Source organism: Curtobacterium sp. MCLR17_031 (genome assembly GCF_003234775.2).
Taxonomy (GTDB): domain Bacteria; phylum Actinomycetota; class Actinomycetes; order Actinomycetales; family Microbacteriaceae; genus Curtobacterium; species Curtobacterium flaccumfaciens.
Genome location: NZ_CP126270.1, coordinates 852074 through 864840, shown reverse-complemented (window position 1 = coordinate 864840; position 12767 = coordinate 852074). Strand labels below are relative to the sequence as shown.

Genomic DNA, 12767 nt, shown 5'->3' with positions numbered 1-12767 from the left:
GTCAGAACTGGACGCGCGGCGGCTCGGCGATGGCCGCCGGCTCGTTCGTCTCGAAGAACGGGGCCTCGGAGAAACCACGGTTCTTCGCGAACGTGGAGTTCGGGAACACCCGGATCTTCGTGTTCAACTCACGCACACCACCGTTGTAGAAGCGGCGGGCGGCCTGGATCTTGTCCTCGGTGTCGACGAGCTCGGACTGCAGCTGCAGGAAGTTCTGGCTCGACTGCAGCTGCGGGTACCCCTCGGCCACCGCGAACACGCTCTTGAGCGCCTTCTGCATGTGCCCCTCAGCGGTGGAGGCCGTGTCGGCGTCACCGGCGGACAGGGTCTCGGCGCGGGCCTTCGTCACATCGTCGAAGACCGCCTTCTCGTGCGTGGCGTACCCCTTGACCGTGTCCACGATGGTGGGGATGAGGTCGGCGCGGCGCTTCAGCTGCACCGAGATGTCGCTCCAGGCTTCGTCGACCCGGACCTTGAGCGTCACGAGGGAGTTGTACGTCACCCAGAGGTAGATCCCGATGATCACCAGGACGACCACCACCACTCCGACGACGATGAGCGTCGTGACGAGTCCGGTGTCCATGCGGGCGTACTCCTTTGCGCGTCGGGATCCGCGGTGCTGCGTTGGCCTGAACGGCCATCGTGAAGTCTATCGACGCACTGAGCATGCTCCGTTCCGTGAGCAGTGTTCACGGGCGATTCCCGAGTCACGCACACCGGGTTCCCGGACTGCGGCCCGATCCCGAACCTCATCCGCGAGGTGTATTGACCGGAGGCCGCAGATCCCGTGGGATGGGTCCGGTGAACACGAGCGGGGAGAACGTGGACGAGGGGGCTGTCGGGGGCGACAGCCCTCGTCGTCGTCCCCGCTTCGCCCTGCTCGCAGCGACGACGACGGTCCTCGTCGCCGCCCTGCTCGGCGCCGCGGCAGCCCCGGCCATCGCGGTCGCCGCGGACGGCACGTCGGTCGACGCCGCCGCTGCGGACGCCCCGGCAGCCCCCGCCGCCCGGGCAGCCGCCACCCCCACCGCCACCCCCGAGCCGAGCGAGATCGCTCCGCCGAGCCCCGGCCGACCGGGCGCCCCGACGCCCACCCCCACGCGTCCCGCCGTTCGGCCCACCATCGCCGATCCCGGTGACGTCACGACGGGGACGACGCGCTTCCACGGCACCGGCACCCCCGGGCACACCGTCCGGGTGACCGGCCCGGCCGCGACGGGTTCGTCCGGGTGCACGACCCGGGTGGAGCCGAACGGTTCCTGGGCCTGCCTCGGCACCGTGCGCTCCGGCCCGCAGCAGGTCTTCACGGTGCGTGACCTCGTCGCCGCACTGCCCGTCGCGAGTGCACCGGCCTCGGACGTCATCGTCCCGCCGACCCTGGCGGCCGCCGGGCCCACCGGCGGCACGGTCTCCGGCACGGGGTACCCCGGATCGACGGTGCTGCTGTCGGTGTCCGGCTCCTCGGCCCAGCAGACCGCCCGGGTCGGTGCGGACGGCCGGTGGGTGGCCGCCCTCGGGTCGCTCGCCGACGGCCGGTTCACCGTCACCGCGTCGCAGACCGCCAGCACGGCGCGCGGCTACCGGTCGGACCTGCGGAGCGCGGCCTCCGCTCCCGTGACGATCACGGTCGACCGCACGGCGCCCGCTGCCCCGCGCATCACGACACCGGACGACGGCCAACGGATCGGCACCCGCTCGACGACGGTGGCCGGGACCGGTGAGCCGGGCGCCCGCGTGACCGTGTACGTCGACCGTGCGCCGGTGTGCGGCGTGGTGGTCGCGTCGGACGCCTCGTGGTCGTGCTCCACCGCGGGGTCGACGCTGCGCGCCGGCGGGCACCAGCTCACCGCGACGCAGCACGACGTCGCCGGCAACTACTCCCGGTCGTCGGCCGCCGTGCGGGTCACGGTGTGGTCCACCACCACGGCTCCGACCGCCACACCGACCCCGGGCCCCACGGACACCCCGGGGACGCCGGGTACGTCGACGCCGGGGTCCGGCGCGACGACGGGCACCCCCGGCGCGACCGGCCACGGAGGAACCGGCAACGGCAACGGCACGAACGCCGCCGGTCACGGGGGCGACGGCGGCAACGGCGGTGAGAACGGCGGCGCAGCAGGCACCGGCAACGGCACCGGCAACGGCCCCAGCGACGGCACCGGCAGCACCCCGGCCGGCGTCGGCAGCGCCGGAGGCCACCCCGACTGGTCCGGCCCCGCCGGCGACTGGACCGCGGCGACCACCTACGACCGCACCGTCCCGACCATCCAGACCGCGTTCTCGTGGCGGACCGTCCTGATCGCCACCGCCGTCGCCGCCGGGTTCCTCCTGCTGATCGCCGCGCCGCTCGCCCTCGTGGCCGCGGTCACCCGGGGCCGCCTCCGCTCGCCGTTCGCCGGGCTGCTCGGCCGCAACCGCTCGCGGTCCGACCGCGCCCGCGGCGACGACGTCCTGCCGACCTGGGCGTCGATCACCATCGCGGTGTCCGTCGCGGCGCTGTGCACCCTGCTCGGGGTGGGCGTCGAGCTCGAGGCCCGCTACGCCCGTCTGGCGATCGCCGTCCTCGCCGGGACCGGCGTCCTGACCGCCGCCGTCATGTTCGCCACGCGGTGGGCAGCCGGCAGCGACCACCGCACCGTCGGGTTCCGGGTGTCGCCGTGGCTCGTGCTCGCAGCCCTCGTGGCGTGCGGCGTCACCCGCGCGGCCGACCTGTCCCCCGCACTCATCGTCGGGGTCGTCCTCGTGCCGTCCGTCCGCCCCGGTCTGGCGACCGGCCCGCTCCGCCTGGGCACCGGGATCGCCGCGAGCGCCCGGGGTGCGACCTGGCGGGTGCTGGCACTGCTCGGGCTCGCCGCGGCCGGCTGGGTGCTGCACAGCCTGCTCGCGGGCGGTGGCTTCTGGGTGTCGCTCGGGTCGGAGTTCGCCATCACCCTGTGCGTCGGCGGGCTCGGTGCCGTCGTCGCGACGCTGCTGCCCGTCGCGGGGTCAGCCGGCAGTGCACTGCTCGCCGCCTCCCGTGGCCGGTACGTCGCGCTCGCGGTGGTCGCCGTCGCGCTGACCACCGCGGTCTACTCGGGGACGACCGGCACGCACGCCGCACCGGCCCTGCTCGTCGGCATCGCCGCGGCCTGCGTGGCGGCCGCGATCGCGGCCCTGGTCTGGCTGCGCACCGACAGGCGTGCGGCCCGCGTCTGACCCGAGCCGGGCCTCCAGAGCGGCGCACCGCACCACCCGTCGGACAGAAGACGCACATCCGGGCCGGTTCGCGGACAGCGGGCTAGTGTGACGAACGGTGCTGGTCGCACCGCACGGGGGACGTTCGCCGTCCCGCACGGACGACCGACGCCGCACCGGACCAGCGGTGCAGCAGTGCCGCGCGACCGGTGCCCGCGCAGCACCGACGGTGTGCACCGCACGACGGCGGCAGGAGCGATGATGACCGACACCCGACCCGACCCGGAACCCCGCACCGACACCCGACCCGACCCGGAGCCCCACACCGACACGCGGTCCGACTACGACGCGACGCGCTTCCGCGAGGTGTTCGAGGGCAGCTTCACCTACGCGAACGGCTTCGCCCGCAACACCCACCGCTTCGCCGGCCGACCCGCGCTGCGCGAGCCGGGGACGGACCGCTCCTGGACCTACGCCGAGCTCGGCGACGCCGTCGACCGGATCGCCGGGTGGCTCGTCCGGCACGGCGGCGGACGGGGTTCCGTCGTGATGGTCGAGCTGTTCAACTCACCCGAGTTCGCGATGCTCTACCTGGCCTGCCACCGCATCGGCGCGGTGTTCTCGCCGACGAACTTCCGGCTCGCCCCGGACGAGGTCGCGTTCATCATCGAGGACTCCGCACCCGCCGTCCTGGTGCACGACACCGAGCGGACGAGTGCGATCGCCGCTGCGATCGAGTCCTCGCCGCACCGGCCGGACCAGGTCGTCCCGGTGGGCGGCGACCACGACCGGTTCGCCGAGCTGCTCGCGTCCGAGCCCGTCTCCCCCGAGGAACTCGCGGCGATCGGCCCGCGCAGCACCTACGACGAGTCCACCCGGCTCTACACCTCGGGCACCACCGGTCGGCCGAAGCCCGTCCCGCTGCCGAGCCTGGTCGAGGTGCTCAGCGCGCACGACGTGGTCATGCACTTCCCGCTCAGTCCGTTCGACAAGACGCTCAACATGTCGCCGCTGTTCCACCGTGGCGGCCTGTACTCCGGTGGCCCGAACCCGGTGTTCTACGTCGGCGCGGAACTCACGACGCTGCGGCACTTCGACGCCGACCGGGTGCTCGACCTGGTCGAGTCCGAGCGCCTGACGTTCCTGATCGGGGCCCCGCCGAACCTGGTGCAGCTCGCCGACGCGCAGGAACGCCGGGCGCGGGACCTGTCGAGCCTCAACGGCATCGTCACGATGGGCGCACCGCTCGACCGCGCCGCGGCGCTGCGGTACCAGGAGCTGCTGTCGCCGAGGATCTTCAACGGCTACGGCACCACCGAGACCTTCTGGAACACGTTCCTGCGCCCCGAGGACTTCCCGGACGGCGCCGGGTCCACCGGTCGCGCATCGACCGACGACGACGTCGCCGTCGTCCGCGTGCACGAGGACCGTCTGGCCGACCCGACCGACACGGTGGCGAAGGACGGCACCGAGATCGGGGAGTTCGCCGTCCGCACCGTGAAGTCCGGCTACTCGTACCGGAACCCCGGGCTCGAGGCCGAGAAGTTCGCGAACGGCTGGTTCTACCCCGGCGACCTCGCCACGTGGGACGAGCACGAGCGGGTCACGATCGTGGGCCGCAAGGACGACATGGTCATCTCCGGCGGCGAGAACGTGCACCCCGTCCAGGTCGAGGCCGTGCTGCAGGAGCACCCCGGGGTCGCCGACTCCATCGTGGTGGGCGTGCCGGACCCGCGGTGGGGCGAGGTCGTCACGGCGTACGTCGTCCGTGCCGGCGACCGGCTGCCGGCCGACGACGCCGAGGCAGCGGCCGCGCTCGAGGAGTGGACCGGGTCCCACCCGGGCCTCGCCCGCTACAAGCGCCCGCGGCGGTACCGCTTCGTCACGGACGTGCCCTACAACGCCACCGGCAAGAAGGTGCACTACCTGGCGAAGGACACGGCCGCGGCGGATGCGGCAGCCGGCCGGCTGATCGAGCCGTAGCGCGCCCGGTACCCGGCCGGTGACGGCCTGGAGGCCCGTGGCGGCGCCGCCACGGGCCTCCCGTCCGTCAGCTGGTCGCGTCCACCGCGCGCCGGGGCGCGTTGCGGGCGAAGAGGCCGGGCAGGAGCCCGCCGATCTTCGTCCCGATGCACAGGCTGACGAAGGTCGCGAGCGGGGTCGCGAGCGCCTCGGGATCGAAGGTGGCCACCGCCACGAGCCCGACCGTCCCCGGCACGAGCAGCAGGAACGCCGGGAAGAACGACACCGTCGCCGGGATCGCCGGCACGAGCCGCTCGAGCAACCGGGTCGCGACGAACAGCAGCGCCGCCGCGGCCCCGGTCGCGACGACGCTGCCCCAGAGCGGCGTCGTCGTGCTCACCACGGCGTAGGCGGTGACCATGACCGCCACCGACACGAGCGTCAGGCGCCACCCGGACCGGAACACCAGACCGAGCCCGACCGCGAGCACCACGACGGCGACCCACGACACCCAGTACGCCGGCACGGACTCCCAGCCGGCCAGGTCGGTGCCGACCCCCGCGACCTCGCCGACGAGCGCGGCCGACGACGGGTCGACGTGCAACCCGGTCAGGGCGCTGCCAGACGCGATGCCGGCGGCCATGAAGCCGAGCATGATGAGCCCCTGCACCAGTCGCGACGACCCGGTGACGATGTCCGCGGCGGTGAGTTCGAGCAACGCGTTGGTGATGAGCGCGCCGGGGACGAACACCGCGACCGGGGCGCAGACCGCGAAGAGCGGGACCTGCTCGAACCCGGTACCCGCGGCGACCAGGCCGACGATCGCCGTCGACACGAACGCGGCCAGGAACGGGATGATCGCCACGGCCTCGCGGAAGCGCCGGAGGACCAGTCCGATCACGCCGACCAGGCCGCCGACGACGAGCGCCAGGACGATCGCCCACCAGGGGCAGCGGAAGACGACGGCCAGGCCGGCCGAGGTCAGGGCGTTGCCGAGGATCCACGGCAGCGCGGGCGGCGGGACGGTGCCGGCCCGGATGGCCCGGACGCGGGCGGGGATCTCGGCGAGGGCGATGGAGCCGCTCTCGAGCCCGAGCACGACGCGGTTGGCGCGGGCGGCCTGGCGGGAGGACAGTTCGACGCCCTCGGCGTTGACGATGGTGGCGGCGCCCGTCGAGACCTCGCTCACCATCACCAGGGCGGGCAGGACGCCGATCGCGAGCGTCGGTCCGACCCCGGCGGCGTCCCGGGCCTTCTCGAGGGCCGACCGGACGTCGGTGACGGAGCTGCCGGCGTCCAGGAGCAGGGCTCCGAGGGTGCCGAGGAGCATGCCGACCGGGACGCTCTCGCCGTCGACGACCTCGACGTGTGCTTCCGGTCGGCGGAGGGCGTTCTGCAGGTTGGCGAGTGCGCTTCCGAGTCCGACCACGATCGTCGATGCTACTGGGCGGCGAGCCGGTCGTGCAGTCGCGCCGTCTTCGCGGGAAGGCGACGGTCCGCGGGCCGGGAGGCACGTGGCGGGCCGGTCCCGCGCCTCCAGTCCGATGCCCAGGGCGACCCGATCCCACCGTCGAAGCGACAGATGGCAGGACCATCGCTCGGACTGTGCGGCCGGAGCGACAGAACGACGCAAACTGTTCGCAGAGTTCTGTCGCTTTCGCAGCGGCACGCGGCGGGCGCCACGCCAGAGCCTCGGCGGTACCCCCGGTGGGACTCGAACCCACAACTCAGCGATTTTAAGTCGCGTGCCTCTACCGATTGGGCCACGGGGGCGGGCCGCAACAGCCTACCGATGCACGAAGGCGGCCACCCTTCGCAGGTGACCGCCTTCGTGACGAGTGGTGCTACTTGGCGTCGGCCGGGGCCGTCACCGGCTCGGGGGCGTTGGAGACGTCCTTCGCGGGCTCGCCGTAGACGGGACCGGCGGCACCGGCGACCTTGCCCTCTTCCGGAGCCGGGGCTGCGGCGGGCGCGGCCGGGGCCTCGGCAGCGGGCTTCGGACGGGACGCGAACGCCTCGAACGCGGCGCGCGGGGTCTCGCGGTCGTCGAGCGACACGATGTCGCGGCCCAGGAAGAAGCCACCGACCCAGTCGCCGATGACGCGCCACTTGCGCTCCCACGACGGCATGGCCAGGCCGTGGTAGCCGCGGTGGGCACCCCAGGCCAGGAAGCCCTTCATGGCGAACTTGCCGGACTGGAACACACCGGTGCCCAGGCCGAGGCCCGCGACGGCACCGAGGTTCTCGTGCTTGTAGTCGGTCGTCGCCTCGCCACGCATGGTCGCGACGACGTTCTTCGCGAGCTGCTTGGCCTGGCGCACGGCGTGCTGGGCGTTCGGCACGCAGAACCCGCCGACACCGCCACCGGTCAGGTCCGGCACGGCTGCGACGTCGCCGCAGGCCCATGCGTCGGCGATCACGCCGTTGTCGTCGACCACGCGCAGGTCGGGCTGCACGCGGATGCGGCCACGCTGCTCGAGCGGGAAGTCGGTGCCCTTGACCATCGGGTTCGCCATGACACCGGCGGTCCAGATGATGAGGTCGGACGGGATGGTCTCGATCGCGCCGTCGCTCGTCTTCAGCTCGCAGACGCCACCCACGGCCGAGGCCAGCTGGGTCTCGAGGTGCACGGTCGCGCCACGCTCGGCGAGGTTCTTGAGCACCCAGTGCGAGGTCTCGAGGGAGACCTCGGGCATGATGCGGCCCATCGCCTCGACCAGGTGGAAGTGCGTGTCGTCGAAGGACAGCTGCGGGTGGCTCTTCAGCAGGTCGGTGACGAAGGAGCGGAGCTCGGCGAACACCTCGATGCCGGCGAAGCCACCACCGACGACGACGACGGTGAGCAGGCGGTCGCGCTCGGGACCGGCCGGCAGGTTCGCCGCCTTGTGGAAGTTGCTGAGGATGCGGTCACGGATCGACGCGGCTTCCTCGATGGTCTTCAGGCCGATGGCCTCGTCCGCGACGCCCGGGATCGGGAACGTGCGGGACACCGCGCCGGCGGTCATGACGATCTGGTCGTAGGACTCCTCCCACGCCTCGCCCTCGGTCGGGGTGATCGTCGCCGTCTTGGTGGCGTGGTCGACCTTGGTGACCTTCGCCGTGACGACGCGGGTCTTCTTGAGGTGACGACGGTGCGCGACGACCGCGTGACGCGGCTCGATGGAACCGGCGGCGACCTCGGGCAGGAACGGCTGGTACGTCATGTACGGCAGCGGGTCCACCATGACGACCTCGGCTTCGCCCTGGCGAAGGTGCTTCTCGAGCTTCCATGCGGTGTAGAAACCGGCGTAACCGCCGCCGACGACGAGGATCTTGGGCACGGGGGATGATCTCCTTGGATGGGGGTGTGCGGGAGTCGGGTCAGACTTCGCCGCCACCCGCCCCGACTCCAGCGTCTGCACCGTCATCATACGCCCGGCACTCACACCGGGAGGGCGACCAGTCCGCGCGCTCGAGCGCGAGGTCACCGATGGGGTTGACGCCGGGTCCGGCGGCGAGGGCGTGGCCGACGAGGGCGTGCAGGCACTTCACGCGGGTGGGCATGCCACCGGCGCTGATGCCGTCGATCTCGTCGACGTGTTCGATCGACTCGCGATCGGCCAGGTACGACTCGTGGGCCGCGCGGTACTGCGCGGCGACTTCGGGGTCCTCGAGCAGGGCTGCCAGCTCCGGCATCACCTGGTTGGCCTCGAGGGTGCTGACCGCAGCGGTGGCCGCGGGGTGGCACAGGTAGTAGAACGTCGGGAACGGGGTGCCGTTCGACAGGCGGGGCTTCGTGGAGACGACGGTGGGGTTGCCACAGACGCAGCGTGCCGCGATCCCGATGACGTCACGTGCCGGTCGGCCGAGCTGCGCCGACACGACCTGGACGTCGCGGTCGGAGGGCGGGTCGAAGGGAGGGGTCGTCACGGGAACGTGAGCCTACCGGAGAAGCGGAACCCCTCGCACCGTCGGGCCGGACGGCTCCGCGCCCCGCGGTTCGGACTACTTGCTGTCGCCCGTGCCGGAGACGTCGGGGGCGACGAGGTCGGCGGCACGCTCGTCCGTCAGTCCGGACTGCAGCACCGACGAGAGCATCGCCTGCACCCAGTCGACCTTGGGCGTCTGCACCTTCGCGCTCACGGGGGTGCCCGAGTCGGTGGTGGGGGTCTTCTCGGCCCGCTTGTCCTCGGTGCCCATCACGAGGTAGCTCTCCTCGCCCGGGTACACGTAGAGCAGCCGGTCGCGGGCCTGCGCCTCGATGTACGCCGGGTCGTCCCAGCGTGCGACGTCCTGCTTCTTCTGCGTGACGTCGGCCTTCTGGCTCGCGACCTCCTCCTGCTGCTGGGCGATCTGCTCCTGCTGCTGGATGAGCGTCCGGAGCGACGGCGCGAGCACCACCACGAACAGCACGATGATCGCGAGCATGAGCAGGCTGAACCCGGAGAAGTGGATCGAGCGGTACCAGGGCTGCGCGGGCGTGCTGCCGTCGGGCATCGCCACGGGGACGCGGCGGACGCGGGGCTTCTGGCTGGGCACGGTCCGACGATAACCCGGCACGGTCGGTCGGGCCGCCCGGCACGCGGCCGTTCGGCGCCCTCTCAGCGTCTCGCGTCGTCCGGTCGAGGCAGCCGGGAGGCACGGCTCCGGCCCGCCCGTGAAGTCCCGCACCCGGAGTGGTCACCACACACCGCCCGGCGCACGTCCGGTGGTCACGTCCTGTCGGCCAGGCCCGGGCCAACCGACGACTCGTGACCACTCGACGCAGCGCGTGCGGCACGTCCTGACCACTCGGCACCTCGGCACCGCACACACGACGAGACGCCGTCCTCTTGGAGGAGGACGGCGTCTCGGTGGTGCGGGTACTGCTGGCCGGGCTGGTTACAGCGACGCGGCGCGCGGGAAGGCCGAGCGACCGGCGTACACCGCGGCGTCGCCGAGCTCTTCCTCGATGCGGAGCAGCTGGTTGTACTTCGCGACGCGGTCCGAGCGGGCCGGGGCGCCGGTCTTGATCTGACCACCGTCGACCGCGACCGCGATGTCCGCGATCGTGGTGTCCTCGGTCTCGCCGGAGCGGTGCGACAGGATCGAGGTCAGGCCGTGACGGTGCGCGAGCGAGACCGCGTCGAGGGTCTCGGTGAGCGTGCCGATCTGGTTGACCTTGACGAGGATCGAGTTCGCGGCCTTCTCGTCGATGCCCCGCTGCAGACGCTTCGGGTTGGTGACGAACAGGTCGTCGCCGACGATCTGGACCTTGTCGCCGAGCTCGGCGGTCAGGTGCGACCAGCCTTCCCAGTCGTCCTCGGCCAGCGGGTCCTCGATGGTGACGAGGGGGTAGTTCGCGACGAGCTCGGCGAAGTAGGAGGTGAACTCCTGGCTCGAGAGCTGCTTGCCCTCGAACTGGTACTTGCCGTCCGAGAAGAACTCGGTGGACGCGACGTCGAGGCCGACGGCGATGTCCTTGCCGGGCGTGTAGCCGGCCTTCTCGATCGCGGTGAGCAGGAAGTCGAGCGCCGCACGGTTCGACGCGAGCTCCGGCGCGAAGCCGCCCTCGTCGCCGAGGCCGGTGGCCAGGCCCTGCTTCTTCAGCTCGCCCTTGAGGGCGTGGTAGGTCTCGACGCCCCAGCGGAGTGCCTCGGAGAAGGACTCGGCGCCGTAGGGCACCAGGAAGAACTCCTGGATGTCGACGTTGGTGTCCGCGTGGGCACCACCGTTGACGACGTTCATCAGCGGGACGGGCAGCGTGTGCGCGTTCGGGCCGCCGAGGTAGCGGAAGAGCGGCAGGTCGACCGAGTCGGCTGCGGCACGGGCCACGGCGAGCGAGGCGCCGAGGATCGCGTTCGCGCCGAGGCGGGACTTGTTCTCGGTGCCGTCGAGCTCGATGAGCGCGGCGTCGACGAGGCGCTGGTCGGTGGCGTCGAAGCCCTCGAGCGCCGGGCCGATCTCGTCGAGGACGGCGTCGACGGCCTTGAGCACGCCCTTGCCGCCGTAGCGCGAGGCGTCGCCGTCGCGCAGCTCGTACGCCTCGAACGCGCCGGTGGATGCACCGGACGGGACGAGCGCGCGGGACACGACGCCGTCGTCGAGGAGGACCTCGACCTCGACCGTCGGGTTGCCTCGGGAATCGAGGACTTCGCGTGCGCCTACGGCATCGATCAGGGCCACGGGGTACTCCCTACACATTGGTTGTGGTGATTGCGGTGTCGATCCTAGCGAGCGGAGGTGAACACGACGTCGGCCGTGACGCCCCGCTGTGGACGAGTTCGTGCTGGAACGAGGACTGGGTGCTCAGTCGAGCGGGCGGAACTCGACGCCCTCGAGCGACGCGGTGTCCGCCGAGACGGTCGCGAACGCCGTGAAGCCCTGGGCGGCGAGGCCGGCGAGCAGGTTCTTGGTGTTCTTCGTGCGACGCTCGATCCGGACGCGTCGGTGGGACGCCAGCGCCTCGGTCTTCAGCGCCGCGAGCCGGACCGGATCGACGTCCTTGTCGTACACGAGCACGACGGCGTCGGCTTCGGCGGACTCCGGGAGGGTCACGAGGTCGACGAGCCGCTCGAACCCGAGCGAGAACCCGACCGCGGGGACGTCCTGCCCGAGGAACCGACCGATCATCCCGTCGTACCGGCCGCCGCCACCGAGGCTGTAGCCGAAGTCGGGGTGCGCGACCTCGAAGATCGTGCCCGTGTAGTAGCCCATGCCGCGCACGAGCGTCGGGTCGAAGCGCAGGTCCACCCCTGGGAGCGCCTCGCGCAGGCGGAGCAGGTCGGCGAAGGCCTCGGCGTCGAGCCACGGCGCCCCCTCGACCGACGTCCAGTCGGCTTCCTCGAGCGCACGGATGGTGTCCTCGAGCCCGGGCAGGTCGGCGCCCACGGTGCTGCGGAGTTCTGCCGCGACGCCGTCCGCGCCGATCTTGTCGAGCTTGTCGATCGTGATGAGCGCGCGGTCGGCGGCGGCGGGCTCGGTGATCCCCCACGACGCGAGGAGCGCCAGCAGGATCCGGCGGTCGTTGATCCGGATCGTCGTGCCGCGGACCCCGAGGGCGTCGAGGGCCGCGGTCGTCGCGCGGATGAGCTCGATCTCGGCGAGCTGCCCGGGCTCCCCCAGGATGTCGATGTCGCACTGCACGAACTGGCGGTAGCGGCCCTTCTGCGGGCGCTCGGCACGCCAGACCGGCGCGATCTGCACGGACCGGAACACCGACGGCAGCTCCGCACGGTGCGAGGCGTAGAACCGGGCCAGCGGGACCGTCAGGTCGAACCGGAGACCGAGGTCGGCGAGGTCCAGCGGCGCTTCGGCCGCCTGCAGGTCCTCGGTGGTCAGCCCGCGCTTCATCACCGCGAACGCCAGCTTCTCGTTGTCGCCGCCGAGCCCGGAGTGCAGCCGCGCAGCGTCCTCCACCACCGGGGTCTCGATCTCGTCGAAACCGTGCCGCGAGTAGACGTCCCGCACGACACCGAGCACGTGCTCGCGCCGGGCCTTGTCCGCCGGGAGGAAGTCACGCATGCCACGGGGTGCCGTCACGGTCGTTGCCATGCGGTCAATTCTGGCAGACGGGCGTCTCCGGCTTGCGCGCGTGCCGACCCACTGGCATACTGCATGCAGAACCTCGGTCCGGATCGTGCCTGATCCACGCTCCGGACCGATTCGCGGGG

The 12767-nt window shown here is 72.2% G+C and carries 9 protein-coding genes and 1 tRNA gene; 2 read left to right on the top strand and 8 right to left on the bottom strand.

Annotated elements, in window-relative coordinates; genetic code table 11:
• Position 1: 1 nt before the first annotated feature.
• Positions 2–583, bottom strand: a complete 582-nt coding sequence (locus DEI96_RS04230; protein WP_027464499.1) for a LemA family protein — start codon at positions 581–583, stop codon at positions 2–4.
• Positions 584–801: 218 nt separating this feature from the next.
• On the opposite strand from DEI96_RS04230, the gene DEI96_RS04225 reads away from it, so the two are divergent.
• Positions 802–3195 carry an Ig-like domain-containing protein gene (locus tag DEI96_RS04225; RefSeq protein WP_284183633.1) on the top strand — a complete coding sequence of 798 codons (2394 nt, stop codon included), beginning with the start codon at positions 802–804 and terminating at the stop codon, positions 3193–3195.
• A 240-nt stretch (positions 3196–3435) separates the two neighbouring features.
• Complete coding sequence (locus DEI96_RS04220) at positions 3436–5157, top strand: class I adenylate-forming enzyme family protein (protein ID WP_111024782.1); 1722 nt, start codon at positions 3436–3438, stop codon at positions 5155–5157.
• A gap of 67 nt (positions 5158–5224) precedes the next feature.
• Here DEI96_RS04220 and DEI96_RS04215 read toward each other — a convergent pair whose 3' ends face one another.
• The 7 genes from DEI96_RS04215 to hisS form a co-directional block, all read right to left on the bottom strand.
• Positions 5225–6565 carry a threonine/serine exporter family protein gene (locus DEI96_RS04215; RefSeq protein ID WP_027464496.1) on the bottom strand — a complete coding sequence of 447 codons (1341 nt, stop codon included), beginning with the start codon at positions 6563–6565 and terminating at the stop codon, positions 5225–5227.
• Between the two features lie 270 nt (positions 6566–6835).
• Positions 6836–6909: transfer RNA gene (locus DEI96_RS04210), tRNA-Leu, on the bottom strand.
• Positions 6910–6980: 71 nt separating this feature from the next.
• The gene (locus DEI96_RS04205; protein WP_111024757.1) at positions 6981–8456 is read right to left on the bottom strand and encodes an NAD(P)/FAD-dependent oxidoreductase; all 1476 of its coding nucleotides are present in this window, start codon (positions 8454–8456) and stop codon (positions 6981–6983) included.
• 40 nt (positions 8457–8496) lie between these two features.
• Positions 8497–9045 (bottom strand): DUF501 domain-containing protein, encoded by a 549-nt coding sequence (locus DEI96_RS04200; RefSeq protein ID WP_071406119.1) that lies wholly within the window; start codon positions 9043–9045, stop codon positions 8497–8499.
• Positions 9046–9120: 75 nt separating this feature from the next.
• Positions 9121–9654, bottom strand: a complete 534-nt coding sequence (locus DEI96_RS04195; RefSeq protein ID WP_111024758.1) for an FtsB family cell division protein — start codon at positions 9652–9654, stop codon at positions 9121–9123.
• A gap of 342 nt (positions 9655–9996) precedes the next feature.
• Positions 9997–11280: a phosphopyruvate hydratase gene (eno, locus tag DEI96_RS04190; RefSeq protein WP_027464494.1), complete on the bottom strand. Its 1284-nt coding sequence runs from the start codon at positions 11278–11280 to the stop codon at positions 9997–9999.
• 123 nt (positions 11281–11403) lie between these two features.
• Positions 11404–12648, bottom strand: a complete 1245-nt coding sequence (gene hisS / locus DEI96_RS04185) for a histidine--tRNA ligase (RefSeq protein WP_111024759.1) — start codon at positions 12646–12648, stop codon at positions 11404–11406.
• Positions 12649–12767 lie beyond the last annotated feature (119 nt).